Source organism: Citrobacter amalonaticus Y19 (assembly GCF_000981805.1).
GTDB lineage: Bacteria > Pseudomonadota > Gammaproteobacteria > Enterobacterales > Enterobacteriaceae > Citrobacter_A > Citrobacter_A amalonaticus_C.
Window position 1 is genome coordinate 4,037,526 of sequence record NZ_CP011132.1, and the last position, 16,981, is coordinate 4,054,506.

General features: G+C 54.9%; 13 protein-coding genes. 2 read left to right on the forward strand and 11 right to left on the reverse strand.

Translation table 11 applies throughout. From position 1 onward, the window contains the following. Nucleotides 1–12: 12 nt before the first annotated feature. The 5 genes from glgA to asd all read right to left on the reverse strand — a co-directional run bounded on the left by glgA (nt 13) and on the right by asd (nt 8,292). Nucleotides 13–1,446 (reverse strand): glycogen synthase GlgA, encoded by a 1,434-nt coding sequence (gene glgA, locus F384_RS18640; protein WP_046491561.1) that lies wholly within the window; start codon nt 1,444–1,446, stop codon nt 13–15. Nucleotides 1,447–1,448: 2 nt separating this feature from the next. Then, nucleotides 1,449–2,741, reverse strand: a complete 1,293-nt coding sequence (glgC, locus tag F384_RS18645; protein WP_046491563.1) for a glucose-1-phosphate adenylyltransferase — start codon at nt 2,739–2,741, stop codon at nt 1,449–1,451. Nucleotides 2,742–2,758: 17 nt separating this feature from the next. Beyond that, on the reverse strand, nt 2,759–4,732 hold the full coding sequence (gene glgX, locus F384_RS18650) for a glycogen debranching protein GlgX (RefSeq protein ID WP_046491566.1): 1,974 nt from the start codon (nt 4,730–4,732) through the stop codon (nt 2,759–2,761). Then, a complete protein-coding gene (gene glgB / locus F384_RS18655) occupies nt 4,729–6,915 on the reverse strand; it encodes a 1,4-alpha-glucan branching enzyme (RefSeq protein ID WP_046491568.1) in 2,187 nt (728 codons plus the stop codon). Before glgB ends, glgX begins: the two co-directional genes overlap by 4 nt. Nucleotides 6,916–7,185: 270 nt before the next feature. Then, nucleotides 7,186–8,292 carry an aspartate-semialdehyde dehydrogenase gene (gene asd / locus F384_RS18660; RefSeq protein WP_046491570.1) on the reverse strand — a complete coding sequence of 369 codons (1,107 nt, stop codon included), beginning with the start codon at nt 8,290–8,292 and terminating at the stop codon, nt 7,186–7,188. 191 nt (nt 8,293–8,483) lie between these two features. Between asd and yhgN the strand changes: the two genes are divergently transcribed. Then, entirely contained in the window at nt 8,484–9,077 is a 594-nt protein-coding gene (yhgN, locus tag F384_RS18665; RefSeq protein WP_042998459.1) for an NAAT family transporter YhgN, read from the forward strand. A gap of 87 nt (nt 9,078–9,164) precedes the next feature. Here yhgN and gntU read toward each other — a convergent pair whose 3' ends face one another. The 5 genes from gntU to F384_RS18690 all read right to left on the reverse strand — a co-directional run bounded on the left by gntU (nt 9,165) and on the right by F384_RS18690 (nt 14,118). Continuing rightward, nucleotides 9,165–10,505 (reverse strand): gluconate transporter, encoded by a 1,341-nt coding sequence (gene gntU / locus F384_RS18670; protein ID WP_046491573.1) that lies wholly within the window; start codon nt 10,503–10,505, stop codon nt 9,165–9,167. Between the two features lie 3 nt (nt 10,506–10,508). Then, nucleotides 10,509–11,036: a gluconokinase gene (gene gntK / locus F384_RS18675; RefSeq protein ID WP_042322982.1), complete on the reverse strand. Its 528-nt coding sequence runs from the start codon at nt 11,034–11,036 to the stop codon at nt 10,509–10,511. Nucleotides 11,037–11,175: 139 nt separating this feature from the next. Next, a complete protein-coding gene (gene gntR / locus F384_RS18680) occupies nt 11,176–12,171 on the reverse strand; it encodes a gluconate operon transcriptional repressor GntR (RefSeq protein ID WP_046491575.1) in 996 nt (331 codons plus the stop codon). Between the two features lie 90 nt (nt 12,172–12,261). After that, nucleotides 12,262–12,957 carry a pirin family protein gene (locus F384_RS18685; RefSeq protein WP_046498377.1) on the reverse strand — a complete coding sequence of 232 codons (696 nt, stop codon included), beginning with the start codon at nt 12,955–12,957 and terminating at the stop codon, nt 12,262–12,264. 123 nt (nt 12,958–13,080) lie between these two features. After that, nucleotides 13,081–14,118, reverse strand: coding sequence for an oxidoreductase (locus F384_RS18690; protein WP_046491577.1), 1,038 nt, complete (start codon nt 14,116–14,118; stop codon nt 13,081–13,083). Nucleotides 14,119–14,562: 444 nt separating this feature from the next. Between F384_RS18690 and yhhY the strand changes: the two genes are divergently transcribed. Next, nucleotides 14,563–15,051 carry an N-acetyltransferase gene (gene yhhY / locus F384_RS18695; RefSeq protein WP_046491580.1) on the forward strand — a complete coding sequence of 163 codons (489 nt, stop codon included), beginning with the start codon at nt 14,563–14,565 and terminating at the stop codon, nt 15,049–15,051. A gap of 87 nt (nt 15,052–15,138) precedes the next feature. Here yhhY and ggt read toward each other — a convergent pair whose 3' ends face one another. Continuing rightward, complete coding sequence (gene ggt, locus F384_RS18700; RefSeq protein ID WP_046491583.1) at nt 15,139–16,884, reverse strand: gamma-glutamyltransferase; 1,746 nt, start codon at nt 16,882–16,884, stop codon at nt 15,139–15,141. Nucleotides 16,885–16,981 lie beyond the last annotated feature (97 nt).

A 16,981-nucleotide genomic window follows, 5' to 3' on the forward strand; every position in this document is an offset into this window, starting at 1 on the left:
ATTCCTGAATATCTATTTCAAGCGATAGTAAAGCTCGCGGTATGACTTCGCCGCGACTTGCCAGCTAAAATCCATCGCCATCGCTTGCCGTTGCACAAACCGCCAGAGCGAAGGTCGAGACCACAGCACGAAAGCGCGGCGGATGGCCCGCAGCAGTGACCAGGCGTTGCTGTCCTCAAACACAAACCCGCTGGCGATGCCATCGGCAAGGTTTTCCAGCGAACTGTCGGACACGGTGTCAGCCAGTCCGCCGGTACGCCGTACCAACGGTAGCGTGCCGTACTTCAGTCCGTAGAGTTGCGTTAAGCCGCACGGCTCAAAGCGGCTCGGCACCAGAATAACGTCCGCGCCCCCCATAATGCGGTGCGAAAACGCTTCGTGATAGCCAATCTGCACGCCTACCTGGCCGGGATATTCCGCGGCGGCAGCAAGGAAACCTTCCTGCAACACCGGATCGCCCGCCCCCAGCAGCGCCAGTTGTCCGCCCTGCTCTAACAGGCCCGGCAGCGCCTCCAGCACCAGATCCAGCCCCTTCTGGCTGGTCAGGCGGCTGACGACGGCAAACAGCGGAACCTTCTCATTCACCTTCAATCCCATCGCTATCTGCAGCTGGCGTTTGTTTTCCGCCTTATCTTCCAGTGAATCACGCGTATAGCGCGACGCCAGCAAGAGATCCGTCTCCGGACTCCAGATTTTCTCATCTACCCCGTTCAGTACGCCGGAAAGACGTCCTTCACGATGGCGCTGTTGCAGCAGTCCTTCCATACCGTAGGCAAACTGCGGCTCGGTGATCTCGCGCGCGTAGGTCGGGCTGACTGCCGTAATATGGTCGGCGTAGTACAGACCAGCCTTCAGGAACGAAATCTGACCGTTAAACTCCAGACCATGCATGTTAAAGAACGACCATGGCAGTTGGATGTCATTCATATGCTGCGCATAAAACATGCCCTGATACGCCAGGTTGTGTACGGTAAATACCGATTTCGCCGGACGTCCACGCGCGGCCAGATACGCAGGCGCCAGGCCCGCATGCCAGTCGTGCGCATGCACCACATCCGGGCGCCAGAATGGATCAAGCCCGCAGGCCATTTCACATCCGACCCATCCCAACAGCGCAAAACGCAGCACGTTATCGGTGTAGGCAAACAGGTTCGTATCGTGATACGGACTCCCCGGACGATCGTAGAGATGCGGGGCATCAATCAGGTAAATGCCCACGCCGTTGTAATGACCAAACAGCAGGCTAATCCTGCCCGCGAAGGTGTCGCGGCGGCTGACCACTTGCGCATCCGTGATACCTCGACGAATGTCGGGAAACGCGGGCAGCAGAACACGGGCATCTACACCATCCGCGATTTGTGCTGCCGGCAACGCGCCAATCACATCTGCCAGACCACCTGTTTTCAACAGGGGAAACATCTCCGAACATACATGTAAAACCTGCATTCTCACTCCTGTTTGACCTGCAGTTTGCGCAGCATTTCGCGCGTCACCAGCACAATGCCTTCCTCAGAACGGTAGAAGCGACGGGCATCGTCTTCCGCATTTTCACCAATCACCATGCCTTCAGGGATAATACAGGCGCGATCGATAATGCAGCGACGCAGGCGACATGAGCGTCCTACCCAGACTTCAGGTAACAACACTGCCGAATCAATATTACAGAATGAATTCACCCGCACGCGCGGGAACAGAACGGACTGCACCACCACTGAACCGGAAATAATACAGCCGCCAGACACCAGCGAGTTCAGCGTCATACCGTGGCTACCCGAGCGGTCCTGCACGAATTTCGCCGGCGGTAGCGGTTCCATGTGGGTGCGAATCGGCCAGTTCTGATCGTACATATCCAGTTCCGGGGTCACGGATGCCAGATCGAGGTTCGCTTTCCAGTACGCTTCCAGCGTTCCGACGTCACGCCAGTACGGCTCGGACTCAGGATCCGACTGGACGCAGGACAACGGGAAAGGATGTGCATAAGCCATGCCAGCTTTGGTGACGGTCGGAATGATATCTTTGCCAAAGTCATGGCTGGAGCCATCGTCGCCGTCATCCTTTTCCAGCAACTCATAGAGGTAATCGGCATCAAAAATGTAGATCCCCATGCTGGCGAGAGATTTCGTGGCATCGCCTGGCATCGCAGGTGGGTTGGCCGGTTTTTCCACAAATTCAATGATCTTCTCGTTTTCATCGACCGCCATTACGCCGAACGCGCTGGCCTCTTCGATCGGCACCGGCATACAGGCCACGGTGCAGCGCGCACCTTTCTCTACGTGGTCGATCAGCATGCGTGAATAGTCTTGCTTATAGATATGGTCACCCGCCAGGATCACCACATATTCCGCCTTATAGCGGCGGATGATATCCAGGTTCTGCGTCACCGCATCTGCCGTGCCGCGATACCAGTTTTCGCCCTGCATTCTTTGCTGGGCTGGCAGCAAATCGACAAATTCATTCATCTCCTCGCTGAAGAATGACCAACCACGCTGAATATGCTGTACCAGAGTGTGAGACTGATATTGCGTGATAACGCCAATACGGCGGATTCCGGAGTTAATACAGTTGGATAACGCAAAATCGATAATACGAAACTTACCACCAAAGTGAACGGCCGGTTTTGCACGCTTGTTGGTTAAATCTTTCAGACGGGTGCCTCGTCCTCCTGCCAGAATCAGGGCAACAGATTTCAACGGCAACTGGCGCGCCAACATTAAACGGTCATTCTTCTCTAAACTCACCATGACTAACTCCTTTTTGATCATCTCTGGAACACACACAGTCCGTGCGCAGGTCCCGGCCAGACAGCCGTAATTACCGGATTATCCACTCCGGCAAACGGGGGAACAGCGCGCCATTCCCCTTCAGGTAAAACAATTTCAGCGACATCAGGCGCGGCATTGATGGCAATAAGAAAACGGTCCGATAGCACGATTTGCATCTGCATTGGCCCGTTTTGCCACTCATCCGCACTCAATGGTTGTGCGTGGCGGTTAAGCCAGCGCACGTTGCCATCTCCCTCTTCCCACCAATGGTCTCCCACCAGCGCCGGGATTTGCTGGCGCAGTTTTATCAATGCAGCGGTAAAATCGATTAATCCCCCGCTCGCCTGCGACCAGTCCAGCCAGGTCAACGCATTGTCCTGGCAGTAGGCATTGTTGTTGCCATGCTGACTGTGTCCATGTTCATCACCAGCCAGCAACATTGGCGTTCCCTGAGAAAGTAAAAGCGTCGTCAGCAACGCATGAATGCTGTCGCGTCGACGTTCGACGACCTCCAGAGTGCCGCCTAATCCTTCTTTACCATGATTATTGCTATGGTTATTGTCGGTCCCGTCCCGATTTTCCTCTCCGTTTGCCTCATTGTGTTTCTGATTGAAACAAACGCAGTCTCTGAGCGTAAAACCGTCATGCGCGGTGACCAGATTGACGGAAGCAGAGGGTTTGCGTCCATCTCGCTTAAACACGTCGCTGGAGGCCGCAAAGCGCCCGGCAAACTCACCGAGCGACAGATTGCGCTGTAGCCAGAAGCGGCGTGATGCATCGCGAAAATGATCGTTCCACTCAGCGAACGGCGCGGGGAAATTCCCCACCTGATACCCGCCAGCCCCGATATCCCACGGTTCAGCGATAAGCTTAACGGCGGACAACACCGGGCACCGTTTGATAGCGGTAAACAACGGCGCATCCTGGCGAAACGCCGGCGTACGCCCCATCACCGATGCCAGATCAAAACGAAAGCCATCAACGTGGCAGGTTTCGACCCAGTAACGCAGGCATTCGAGGGCATACTCCACCACGCCAGGATGGCTGAGATTGAGCGTGTTACCGCAACCGGTCCAGTTGTGATAATCGCCATCCTCTCTGATCCAATAATAGCTACGGTTGTCGATTCCGCGCAGGGAGATGAGCGGTCCGTCCAAATCCAGCTCAGCACTGTGATTGAGCACAATGTCGAGGATGACCTCAATACCCGCGTTGTGCAGCGCCTTAACGGCATCGCGAAACTCATCCAGCGCCGTCTCTGGCGAGCAGGCATAGGCTGGATGCAGCGCAAACAGCGCGACGGGGTTGTAGCCCCAGTAGTTCGACAACCCCAACCGTTGTAAACGCGGTTCACTGGCGAAATGCGCCACGGGCAGCAGTTCCAGCGCAGTAATACCCAAATGCTTCAGATAGTTGATCATCACCGGATGACCGAGCGCTTTATACGTGCCGCGAATCTCCGGCGGGATCTGCGGATGCAGACAGGTTAATCCTTTGACGTGCGCTTCATAGACCACGGTGTTGCCCCACGGCGTGCGCGGCGGGGCATCGTCTTCCCAGTCATAGCGATCGGCTGTCACCACGCACTTCGGCGCAATGGCGGCGTTATCGCGATGATCCGGCTGGTCATCACCCGCATGCATCAGCGGGTCATCTTTCAGGTCGCCCTCTACGCGACGCGCACAGGGATCAATCAGCAACTTAGCCGGGTTAAACCAGTGACCCTGCGCAGGCTGCCACGGCCCATGCACGCGGTAGCCATAGCGCAGACCAGGGCGGGCATCGGCCAGATAGCCGTGCCAGACATCCCCGGTGCGCGCTGGCAGGTCGTAGCGCTGCTCATTGCCCGACGCGTCAAACACACACAGCTCAACGCGCTCAGCATGCGCGGAAAAGAGCGTGAAATTCACGCCGTGTCCGTCATACGTTGCGCCATGCGGTGTGGCGTTGCCGGCAACCAGTTGCGTCATTCCGCCTCCCGCACCAGCCAAATTGTCGACAGCGGCGGCAGGGTCAGGTTCAGCGATTGCGGACGTCCGTGACTGGAAATCTCATCGGTATGTACCGCCCCGCCATTCCCGGCATTGCTGCCGTGGTAGTGCATCGAATCGGTATTGAGAATTTCGCGCCATTTGCCCGGCTGATTGACGCCAAAGCGGTAACCGTGACGCGGCACCGGCGTGAAGTTACTGACGACGATAATTTCATTCCCGACCTTATCGCGGCGGACAAACGCCAGTACCGAACGCGCATTGTCATCCACCACCAGCCATTCGAAGCCGTAGGAATCAAAGTCGAGTTCATGCAACGCTTTGTGGTGACGATAGGTCTGGTTGAGGTCGCGCACCAGGCGCTGCACACCGTGGTGCCAGTTGTCGCCGCCCTCAAGCAGGTGCCAGTCGAGGCTGGCGTCATGGTTCCACTCGCGTCCCTGAGCAAATTCGTTGCCCATAAACAGCAGTTTCTTACCCGGGAAGGCCCACATCCAACCGTAATAGGCACGCAGGTTGGCAAATTTTTGCCACGCGTCGCCCGGCATACGGTCAAGGATCGATTTCTTACCGTGTACCACTTCGTCATGCGACAGCGGCAGAACAAAGTTTTCGGTGTAGTTGTAGAGCATGCCGAACGTCAGCTTATCCTGGTGATACTGACGATGAATCGGATCCAGCTTCATGTAATCAAGAGTGTCGTGCATCCAGCCAAGGTTCCACTTGTACCAGAAACCCAGCCCGCCCATATCCTGAGGACGAGAAACGCCAGCGAAATCCGTCGACTCTTCCGCCATGCTCACCGCGCCCGGCACTTGCTCACCGAGAATACGGTTGGTGTTGCGTAAAAATTCAATCGCTTCCAGGTTTTCGCGACCGCCAAATTCGTTCGGGATCCACTCGCCCTCTTTGCGACTGTAATCGCGATAGATCATCGATGCCACGGCATCCACGCGCAGGGCATCAATACCAAAGCGCTCAATCCAGTACAGGGCGTTACCCACCAGATAGTTACTGACCTCACGACGACCGTAGTTGTAGATAAGCGTATTCCAGTCCTGGTGATATCCTTCGCGCGGGTCGCTATGTTCGTACAGTTTGGTGCCATCAAATTCGGCCAGAGCAAAGTCATCTGACGGGAAGTGGCCCGGCACCCAGTCCAGGATCACGTTCAGACCCGCCTGATGCGCGGCGTCCACGAAATAACGGAAATCATCGCGCGTGCCGAAACGACGCGTTGGCGCATAAAGACCGGTAGGCTGGTAGCCCCAACTGCCGTCAAACGGGTGCTCGTTCACCGGCATCAGTTCGATGTGGGTGAACCCCATCCATTTCACGTACGGGATGAGCTGATCGGCGAGTTCGCGGTAGCTCAGCCAGAAATTGTTGTCGGTATGACGACGCCACGAGCCCAGATGCACTTCATAGATGGAGATTGGCGCGTCGAACTGGTTGGCTTTTTTGCGCGCCTCGGTTTGCTCCACTTTTTCAGGCAGACCGCAAATGAGCGAAGCCGTTTCCGGACGCATCTGCGCTTCAAAGGCGTAAGGGTCGGCTTTAACCCGCAGGTTGCCGTTGGCGTCGATCATCTCATATTTGTAGAGCTGACCATGCTGCGCGCCGGGGATGAACAGTTCCCAGATACCGCTTTCTTTGCGCAGACGCATCGGGTGACGGCGACCATCCCAGAAGTTAAATTGTCCAACCACGGAAACGCGACGCGCGTTTGGCGCCCAAACGGAGAAACGGGTGCCCGTGACGCCATCCATCGTGTCCGCGTGCGCCCCCAGGGTTTCATACGGACGCAAATGGGTGCCTTCAGACAGCAGCCAGGCATCCATATCCTGAATCAGGGGACCAAAACGGTAGGGATCATCAATCAGATTTTGCTGGCCATGCCAGACAACAGCAAGTTGGTAGCGAAAAGGATTTTTACGGCGAGGTAATACACCACTGAAAAAACCGCGTGAGTCGAGGCAATCCAGTTTGCCGACTTTGCGCCCGGTTTTAGGTTCAATCACCCACACTTCTGTGGCGTCAGGTAAAAGCGCGCGGACTTCAAGTCCGGCAGAGGTCTGGTGCATACCGAGTACGGAAAAGGGATCCGCAAAATGGCCTGCAATTAGCGCATTAATCACGTCTCTATCGATTCGATCGGACATGGTTTTCATCCTGTTTTTGGTGTCACTCCTCCAACTGATTTTCGACATCAGCCAGTGACACTTTTTTTGACCTGAACGGCGCAGCACAATTGTGCATCCTCTCTGCCCCGTCCTACCTTCAGGTAAAGCCCTGATACTGCGATCAGGACACCCTTAAAGAATAGCCAACACTTTAATTAACTCCTGCATAAAGATGATACATCTGCGTTTACTCCTTTTTTACGCATAAAAAGGGGTGACTCAGCACCCCTTGAAAATAAACAAACTCGGTTACGCCAGATGGCGCAACATGCGGCGCAGCGGTTCTGCTGCCCCCCATAGCAGTTGGTCGCCTACCGTAAAGGCTGACAGGAACTCCGGCCCCATATTCAGCTTACGCAAACGGCCAACCGGCGTGGTCAACGTACCGGTAACGGCCGCTGGGGTTAACTCACGCATGGTAATATCCCGATCGTTTGGCACCACTTTCGCCCACGGATTGTGAGCCGCCAGCAGTTCTTCCACGGTCGGAATGGAAACGTCTTTTTTCAGCTTAATGGTGAACGCCTGACTGTGGCAGCGCAGCGCGCCGACGCGCACGCACAGGCCATCTACCGGGATGACGGACGCAGTGTCGAGGATCTTGTTGGTTTCCGCCTGACCCTTCCACTCTTCGCGGCTCTGGCCGTTATCAAGCTGTTTGTCGATCCACGGAATCAGACTGCCCGCCAACGGGACGCCAAAGTTATCCACCGGCAGTTCGCCGCTACGGGTCAGTTGGGTGACTTTGCGTTCGATATCAAGGATAGCGGAAGAAGGGGTTGCCAGTTCATCAGCCACATAGCTATGCAGGTGACCCATCTGGTTGAGCAGTTCGCGCATATGGCGCGCGCCGCCGCCGGAGGCTGCCTGGTAGGTTGCGACCGACACCCAGTCCACCAGGTCGTGGGCAAACAGACCGCCCAGCGACATCAGCATCAGGCTGACGGTACAGTTGCCGCCAACAAAGGTTTTAATCCCATTGTTCAGGCCGTTGGTGATGACATCCTGGTTAACCGGGTCGAGAATGATGATCGCATCATCTTTCATGCGCAGCGAAGAGGCCGCGTCAATCCAGTAACCCTGCCATCCGCTTTCACGAAGCTTTGGATAGATTTCGTTGGTATAATCGCCGCCCTGACAGGTCACGATGATATCGAGCGCTTTCAGCGCGTCCAGATCAAAAGCGTCCTGAAGTGTGCCGGTCGAGGTACCGCCGAACGTCGGCGCTGCCTGCCCAAGCTGGGAAGTCGAAAAGAAAACAGGGCGAATGGCGTCGAAGTCGCGCTCTTCAACCATGCGTTGCATGAGAACAGAGCCGACCATACCGCGCCAGCCGATAAAACCAACATTTTTCATAGCGTTTTTTTCCTGCAAAGATGTGTGCTGTGTATGCTGACCAGTGTCCCACTGGCTCATCCTTCACCATACAAAAAGCAGCCAAAGTCGCAAGTGAATTTAATCAATGATAGCGATGCCATCAGTAATGCGACTTATCCCGCTGCTTAAGCAAGCAGAAAGTCCAGGGCAATTATCAGGGAATTTGAGTTATGAATGAAATCATTTCTGCAGCTGTTTTATTGATCCTGATTATGGATCCGCTCGGTAACTTGCCCATTTTCATGTCCGTACTGAAACATACCGAGCCGAAACGGCGTCGGGCGATAATGGTGCGAGAGCTTTTCATTGCGCTGTTGCTGATGCTGATCTTCCTTTTTGCGGGCGAGAAAATTCTCGCATTTCTTAATTTGCGAGCCGAAACGGTTTCAATATCCGGGGGCATTATCCTGTTCCTGATCGCCATCAAAATGATTTTCCCCAGCGCCACCGGAAACAGTGCCGGACTTCCGGCGGGTGAAGAACCCTTTATTGTCCCGCTGGCGATCCCGTTAGTGGCCGGTCCAACCATTTTGGCCACGCTGATGCTGCTATCACATCAGTACCCGAATCAAATGGGGCATCTGGTGATTGCCCTGCTGTTGGCCTGGGGCGGCACCTTTGTGATCCTGTTGCAGTCGTCGCTGTTTCTACGTCTGCTGGGTGAGAAAGGGGTAAACGCATTAGAACGCCTGATGGGATTGATTCTGGTGATGATGGCGACCCAGATGTTCCTGGACGGTATTCGGATGTGGATGAAGGGATAAAAGCGTAAAAAAGCCCGGTAGCTTTTATGCTTACCGGGCCTGGTATTTGCGTTTTTTATAGGTCGGGTAAGCGCCACCCGACAAACATCAGCTCAACAGTTGAAACGCAATCATCCCAATAATGGCACCCACGGTGCCGAGGATGGTTTCCATCATCGTCCAGGTCTTCAGGGTTTGTGCTTCTGTCGCACCGGTGAATTTCCCGAACAGCCAGAAACCGGCGTCGTTCACATGACTGACCACGATCGAACCGCCCGCGATGCAGATAGACAGCGCCGCCATCTGCGCACCGGAGAAGTTCAGTTGTTCAATCACCGGCATCACCAGACCCACCGCCGTTAAGCAGGCCACGGTCGCGGAGCCCTGAATGATACGCACCGCCGCCGCCAGCACGAAGCAGGTAATGGCAATCGGTAAACCCATCCCGGTCAGCGCTTCACCCAATGCCGGGCCAACGCCGGAATCCACCAGCACCTGCTTGAAGACACCGCCTGCGCCAATCACCAGCAGGATGATCCCCGCCGGTTGCAGCGCGTGACCGCAGATCTCCATCACCTTATCTTTCGGCATCCCCTGGCGCATTGCCAGGCCGTAGATCGCCACCAGACACGCCACCAGAATCGCGGTGAATGGGTGACCGATAAATTCAAACCACTGATACGCCGTAGAACCGACCGGCACAAAGCGTGCAGCGATGGTTTTCAGCCCCACCAGCACCAGCGGCAGCAGGATCAGCGACAGGCTGAAGCCGAAGGACGGCATTTTGCCCTCACCCAGGTGCGGTTCGGTAATATCGTCAGGAATATTCAGTTCAACGTAGCGGCTGATAAAGTTGCCCCACAGCGGCCCGGCGATGATCATCCCCGGAATGGCGGCGCACAGACCAATCAGAATCATCCAGCCAAAGTCGGCGTGCATCTGAGAGGCGAGCAGCATCGGTGCCGGCCCCGGCAGCAGAAATGCTGCGGCCGCCGCCACGCCCGCAAACAGCGGGATCACCAGCTTCACCAGATTCGTACCGGTATGACGCGCCATCGAGAACGCGACGCTAATCAGCAGTACAATCGCCACTTCAAAGAACAGCGGCAGCGCGCAGATCAGCCCCGCCAGCCCAATCGCATAGTGCGCGCGACTGTGGCCGAAGGATTTCAACATCTTGACCGCAATCTGATCGACCGCGCCCGTTTCATGCAAAATCTTGCCGAACATTGCCCCCAGAGCGACCACAATCGCCAGGAAGCCAAGCGTACCTCCCATCCCTTTTTCCATTGTCGCCGCGATTTTATCGAGCGGCATACCGGAAAAGAGACCTGCACCAATAGACACCACCATCAAAGCAACGAAGGCGTGCATACGCGCCTTCATCACTAAAAACAACAGCAGCAGAACGGAGCCTACTGCTGTTAAAACAAGCGTTAATGTACTCAAAACTTACTGCCTTTTATTAATGACCTCGATGGTGCTGGCAACAACACCTTCCAGTGGCTGATCGATATCCACCACCAGTACGTCGTTTTCGTCAGCACCCGGTTCTTGCAGCGTTTCAAACTGCGTCACCAGCATCTGGGTTTTGAAGAAATGACCTTTACGCGCCTTCAGACGGCTTTCGATCACGTCGAAATCGCCTTTCAGGTAGATGAAAGAGAGGTTCGGGTTACCGTCACGCAGCAGGTCACGGTAGTGTTTTTTCAGCGCGGAACAGACAATCAGCGAAACCTTGTTGGTACGCTGCATCGCAAACGCCGCATCATTCAGCGCCTGCAACCACGGTTTACGGTCGTCATCATTGAGTGGCTCACCGGAGGCCATTTTCTCAATGTTGCGACGCGGATGGAGAAAATCGCCATCAAGAAACGCGGCATGCAGTTGATGCGCAACTTCACTGGCGACAGCGGATTTGCCACTGCCCGATACGCCCATCAGAACGTAAATGTGGTGATCATGGTTAGTCGTGCTCAAAGTGGTGCCCCCACAGTACAAGAATCAGGAATTGTTACGGGTAACTGTTATCGGTAACATTGTCCAGTCTGACTAAAACAGAAGCAATATCCAAACGTGCGAGAAGTGAATAAGTGTGAGCTACTTCAAATTTGTTGGCTTAAATAGATCCACCCGGTGACAAGGTGAAACCTAAATCTAACATTTTTGGCGTGACGCTCTCTCCACGGATGCGCGCCAGCAGACGCTCTGCGCCAATGCTGCCCATTCGCTCACGCGGCGTCAGTACACTGGCCAGACGCGGCTCCATCACCTGGCCGATATCATGGCCGTGGAAACCAGCAATCGCCATGTCGTCCGGGATCTTCAGTCCTAAACGCTGGCATTCAAAGGCTGCGCCCACCGCCAGGTCATCGTTGGTACAGAAGATACCGTCCAGTTGCGGATATTCGCGACGCGCCTGACGGATAAGCTCAATACCTGAGGAATAAGAAGAAGACTGCTCCACCATCACACTGTAGGGCACCAGACCCGCATCCAGCATCGCCTGCTCATAACCCTTCTGTTTGATGATAGTACGTTCGTCGAGACGTGCCCCCAGATAGGCGATATGACGATGCCCGCGTGCAATAATCGCGGCGGTCATCTGACGCGCGGCTTCAAAGTTGTCAAAACCGACAGCGATATCGAGGCAAGGCGACTGACTGTCCATCAGTTCAACCACCGGAATCCCCGCTACCTCAATCATTTTCAACGTGCGCGGCGTGTGGGTACGTTCAGTCAGGATCAGCCCATCGATGTTCCATGAGAGCATCGATTCCAGACGCTCCTGCTCCATCTCCGGCTTATAACCGTAGTGCGCCAGCATGGTTTGATAGCCATGCGCATCCGTCACGGCCTCAATGCCGCGTAAAACTTCGGCAAAAACCTGGTTGGTTAACGAGGGCAGCAAAACGCCAATAGCCCGGCTGGTGGCGTTGGAGAGGATATCAGGTGCGCGATTGGGAATATAACCCAGTTCATCAAGTGCAGCAGCGATCTTGCCCCGCAGTGCGACGGAAACTTGCTCCGGATTACGCAAAAAGCGGCTGACCGTCATTTTGGTCACGCCAACGCGGTCGGCTACATCCTGAAGTACGGGTCTTTTCTTCTTCATCGTCCTGAGAAATCGTAAGTGAGAGATTTGCTCAGTTTATCACGGACAAAGCACAACCTTCCCCGTTTAAAGGGAAGGTTGTGTAATTATTTATACAGGAGGCAGATCAAACAGCAGGATTTCGCTATCGCTGTCGGCATGAATGGACAGTGCCTGCTCATCCCAAATCGCCAGACCGTCGCTGGTGGTGGCTTTAGTGCCGTTAATGCTCACCTCACCTTTTACCACCTGGATCCAGACGCGGCGTTCTGCGGCAATCTGATGGACTGACTGCTCACCTTTCACCAGCGCCCAGCGGTACAACTCCATATCCTGGTACACTTTCAACGAACCGTCACGAGCGTCCGGCGACAGCACCAGTTGTTTGCCCTGCGTGGCGTCGAAACGGCGCTGCTCATAACGCGGCGTGATGCCGTTTTTTTCCGGAATGATCCAGATCTGATACAGACGCAGACGATCCGTTTTGCTCGGGTTGTACTCAGAGTGACGGATCCCGGTCCCCGCACTCATAATCTGGAATTCACCCGCCGGAACCTGCTCTTTATTGCCCATGCTGTCCTGGTGTTCTACTGCGCCTTCCAGCACGTAGGTCAGGATTTCCATGTCTTTATGCGGGTGGGTTCCGAAACCCTGACCGGCGTCGATCACGTCGTCGTTAATCACGCGCAGTGCCGAGAAGCCCATAAAGTTAGGATCGTAGTAATCCGCAAAAGAGAAGGTATGCCAGGAATCCAGCCAGCCATGATTCGCGTGGCCACGGTCGTTTGCTTTGCGTAAGTAGATCATTGTGTTCACCCCCAGATGTTTTCGATGGAGACAGTGTGAACCGAATCCATTATCAATCATAGAGGGTGAAAATTGACTCCTCTGTTCAAAAATTATGAACAACTCAGGAGGAGTCAATCCGGCTTATCGGGCGAGGCTGATGGTGGCCGGAGAGGCCTGTTCGAATGCCCGTTCGAGGAGTTCAAGATTGGTAAGAACGTCAGATTCCTTGACGTAATTTGGCGCACCGGTGGTGAGCGTGTCGTACAGCGCGTCATAGACACGACCGTAGTCGCCCGTTTCCGGTTTGATCTCTTCTTTCACCGTCACGCCGTCATCGTTGACGTACTCCAGCACGCCAACGGAATTATCCGCCGCAAAGCCCGGTTCACCCGGCATGATGTTGGCCTTCAGGCTGGTCTCCTGCTGGTCAATGCCGTATTTGATAAACGAACCTTTGGTGCCGTGAACGATAAACTTCGGATAATCGATTTTCACCAGATGGCTGGTTTTGACAATCGCCTTTACATCGCCGTAAAACAGTTGTGCCTCAAAGGTGTCATCCGGATTGGCTTTATTGCGCAGGCTGCGAATATCGTACGACACATGGTCCGGGCGACCGAACAACGAAATTATCTGATCCATCGTGTGTACGCCCAGGCCATAGAACGCGCCGTCCTGTGGCAAACCGGGGTGGGTTTCGGCAATCGGACGGTAGTAATCGAAGTGGCTTTCCACTTCCACAATCTCACCGAGCTTGCCGCTTTCAATCGCCTTTTTGGCGGTCAGGAAACAGGAATCAAAGCGACGGTTCTGGTATGGCGTCACCGTCAGCCCTTTGCTTTGCGCCAGTTCAAACAGCACTTTCGCTTCAATCATCGTCGGGGTGAATGGCTTCTCAACCAGGACGTTCTTTCCGGCTTCCAGCGCCCGTTTCGCGTAGTCAAAATGGCTGTCCGCATGGGTACAGATGACAACCAGTTTCACCTCAGGGTCGTTGAGCACTTCGTCGAGATCGCTGGTGAAATGGATGTGCGAGTAGATGGGTGCCTGCTCTTCGGGCTTCGCGTGACGGCGAAAAATATGAGCCACATGCCAGCTGTCTTTGCGATTGAGAACGTACGGAAGATGGTAGCGAGTCGCGCTCTTGCCGAAACCAATAAATGCACAATGTAAGGTCATGATGCTGTCCTTTCAGAAGGTGATGACCTACACCATAGCGCAAAGCGGAGGGAGACAAAATGCGGGAAGTCCCTGAAGAATGGTATGCCAATGCAGACAGATCGGCCGTCGGCGTCGCGGTCAGTTTGTTCACGGCAAGCGCGCAGGGCCCGGAGCGTACTTAATGTACGTGAGGATTGCGAGCACAGCCCGGGATTAAGCTGGCAAGCAAACTAGCCCGAAAACAAATAAAAAAAAGCCAGCACCCGGCTGGCTAAAATAATACTGGAAGCAATGTGAGCAATGTCGTGCTTTCAGGTTCTCCGCAAGGGTCTTCCTGAACGCAGAGCAATAATAATCATTCTCATTCGCAGTTGTCCAGCGATTTTTACAAAAAAATGCGGTTGACGACATTTTTAATCTCAGCGACTGTAAAGACTCAATTAACCCTGAAGGAGATCGGGAATGAGTGAGATTGTGATACGCCACGCTGAAACCAAAGATTACGACGCGATTCGTCAGATCCATGCCCAGCCGGAGGTGTATCACAACACGCTACAGGTTCCTCATCCTTCCAGCGAAATGTGGCAGACGCGACTCGCCGAACAGCCAGGCATCAAACAACTTGTCGCCTGTATTGATGACCGCGTTGTCGGACACCTGTGCATTGCCGTCGCTCAGCGTCCGCGCCGCAGTCACGTCGCCGATTTTGGTATTTGTGTCGATACACAATGGCAAAACCGTGGGGTCGCCAGCGCGTTAATGCGGACCATGATCGACATGTGCGACAACTGGCTGCGCGTCGAACGCATTGAATTAACGGCGTTTGTCGATAATGCGCCCGCCGTGGCGGTGTATAAAAAATACGGTTTTGAAATTGAAGGCACCGGCAAAAAGTACGGCCTGCGTAACGGCGAGTATGTCGATGCTTATTTTATGGCGCGGATGAAGTGACAAATTGCCCGGTGGCGCTACGCTTACCGGGCCTACAGCTGCACAAACGTAGGCCGGGTAAAGCGAAGCCGCCACCCGGCAACAAAATCAATACCCCGCGGTTAAATCGTCCACGGTGCGGGGGTCAGATGCGCCGTACAGCGCGCCGTCCGGCCCGACCATAATACTTTGCGTGCTGCCCATCGCCTCTTTCAGCGCGACCTTCTGCCCTTTTTGCTCAAGCAGTTTGAGGGTGTCCGGACTAAAACCTTTCTCCACACGCAGCTCATCCGGCAGCCATTGATGATGGAAACGCGGCGCGTTGGTGGCTTCCGCCACGTTCATCCCGAAATCGATGCTGTTGACCACCATTTGCAGCACGGTCGTGATAATACGACTCCCGCCAGGGCTGCCGGTGACCAGCCAGGTTTTACCGTCTTTTACCACGATGGTGGGCGACATCGACGACAGCGGACGTTTCTTCGGTCCAACGGCATTGGCATCGCCCCCCACCAGACCATAGACGTTAGGCACGCCCGGCTTGGCGGAGAAATCATCCATCTCGTTATTCATCAGAATGCCGGTGTTACCCGCCACAATGCCGGTCCCGAAGATGGTGTTGAGGGTATAGGTGACCGCCACGGCGTTACCGTCTTTATCCACCACCGAGAAATGCGTGGTCTGGTTGCTCTCATAAGGCGCAAGCTTGCCAGGACGAATTTCACTGGACGGTTTCGCCTTGTTGATATCAATCCGTTCGGCAATCGATTTGGCGTAATCTTTGTTGGTCAGCGCTTGCCACGGCACCTTCACAAAATCCGGGTCACCCAGGTATTCCGAACGATCGGCGTAGGCCTGTTTCTCCGCTTCCGCCATCACCTGCATGGCGTCCGCACTGCCGAAGCCGTATTTCTTCATGTCGAAATTTTCAAGGATATTCAGGATCTGCACGATGTGGATCCCGCCAGAGGACGGAGGCGGCATTGAGTAGATCTGATACCCGCGATAGTCGCCGCTAATTGGCATGCGCTCAACCGCCCGGTAACCCGCCAAATCCTCTTTGGTCATCAGCCCGCCGTTTTTCTGCATCTCCTGCGCAATCTGGTCGGCAATCGCCCCTTTATAGAAGGCCTCCGGCCCCTTTTCTGCAATCAACTCCAGACTTTTTGCCAGGTTTTTCTGTACCAGTTTGTCGCCCTTTTTCAGCGGTTCGCCATCCTTCCAGAAGATAGCTTTGCTGTTCTCATGATTCGGCAGCACTTCACTGCCGTAGGTTTTCAGATCGTCGGCCAGCGCATCGTTAACCACAAAGCCCTCTTCAGCCAGCTTAATTGCCGGACGCACCACGTTGTTGAGCGGCAAAGTGCCATATTTTTCCAGCGCCAGTGAGAACCCGGCCACGGTGCCCGGCGTGCCGGAAGCCAGATGGGAGGTCAGCGATTTTTTACTGTCCGGATTACCCTGATCGTCAAGGAACATATCGCGTGTGGCGTTAGCTGGCGCCATTTCGCGAAAGTCGATCGCCGTGGTCTTACCGTCTTTGGTTCGCAGCAGCATAAAACCACCACCGCCCAGATTCCCGGCCTGCGGATGCGTCACCGCCAGCGCATAGCCCACGGCAACCGCGGCATCCACGGCGTTCCCACCCTGTTTGAGAATATCCACTCCCACCTTCGTTGCCATCGCATCCACCGAGGCCACCATCCCCTGCTTCGCGCGAACGGGATGGAACACATCCTCTTCCACACCATACGACACCGGAGGCGGTGGAGGGGGAACCGCGAGCACGCTGAAACAGCTTCCTGAGAGCAGAGCAGCAAGGGCTACCCGGCGTAAAAACGTCGGTTTCGTCATCGTTATTCTCCAAAGATGCGGGGTCAGCCCCCCACTAAGCCTGGTGCATAACTCTGAAATGATCATCGTTTCGCCGGGAAAGGGGTAAACTTAAGAG

Excerpts from the sequence above, each read along its gene's own strand:
- glgA (WP_046491561.1), bottom strand. The coding sequence starts at position 1,446 with ATGCAGGTTTTACATGTATGTTCGGAGATGTTTCCCCTGTTGAAAACA.
- glgC (WP_046491563.1), bottom strand. The coding sequence starts at position 2,741 with ATGGTGAGTTTAGAGAAGAATGACCGTTTAATGTTGGCGCGCCAGTTG.
- glgX (WP_046491566.1), bottom strand. The coding sequence starts at position 4,732 with ATGACGCAACTGGTTGCCGGCAACGCCACACCGCATGGCGCAACGTAT.
- glgB (WP_046491568.1), bottom strand. The coding sequence starts at position 6,915 with ATGTCCGATCGAATCGATAGAGACGTGATTAATGCGCTAATTGCAGGC.
- asd (WP_046491570.1), bottom strand. The coding sequence starts at position 8,292 with ATGAAAAATGTTGGTTTTATCGGCTGGCGCGGTATGGTCGGCTCTGTT.
- yhgN (WP_042998459.1), top strand. The coding sequence starts at position 8,484 with ATGAATGAAATCATTTCTGCAGCTGTTTTATTGATCCTGATTATGGAT.
- gntR (WP_046491575.1), bottom strand. The coding sequence starts at position 12,171 with ATGAAGAAGAAAAGACCCGTACTTCAGGATGTAGCCGACCGCGTTGGC.
- F384_RS18685 (WP_046498377.1), bottom strand. The coding sequence starts at position 12,957 with ATGATCTACTTACGCAAAGCAAACGACCGTGGCCACGCGAATCATGGC.
- F384_RS18690 (WP_046491577.1), bottom strand. The coding sequence starts at position 14,118 with ATGACCTTACATTGTGCATTTATTGGTTTCGGCAAGAGCGCGACTCGC.
- yhhY (WP_046491580.1), top strand. The coding sequence starts at position 14,563 with ATGAGTGAGATTGTGATACGCCACGCTGAAACCAAAGATTACGACGCG.
- ggt (WP_046491583.1), bottom strand. The coding sequence starts at position 16,884 with ATGACGAAACCGACGTTTTTACGCCGGGTAGCCCTTGCTGCTCTGCTC.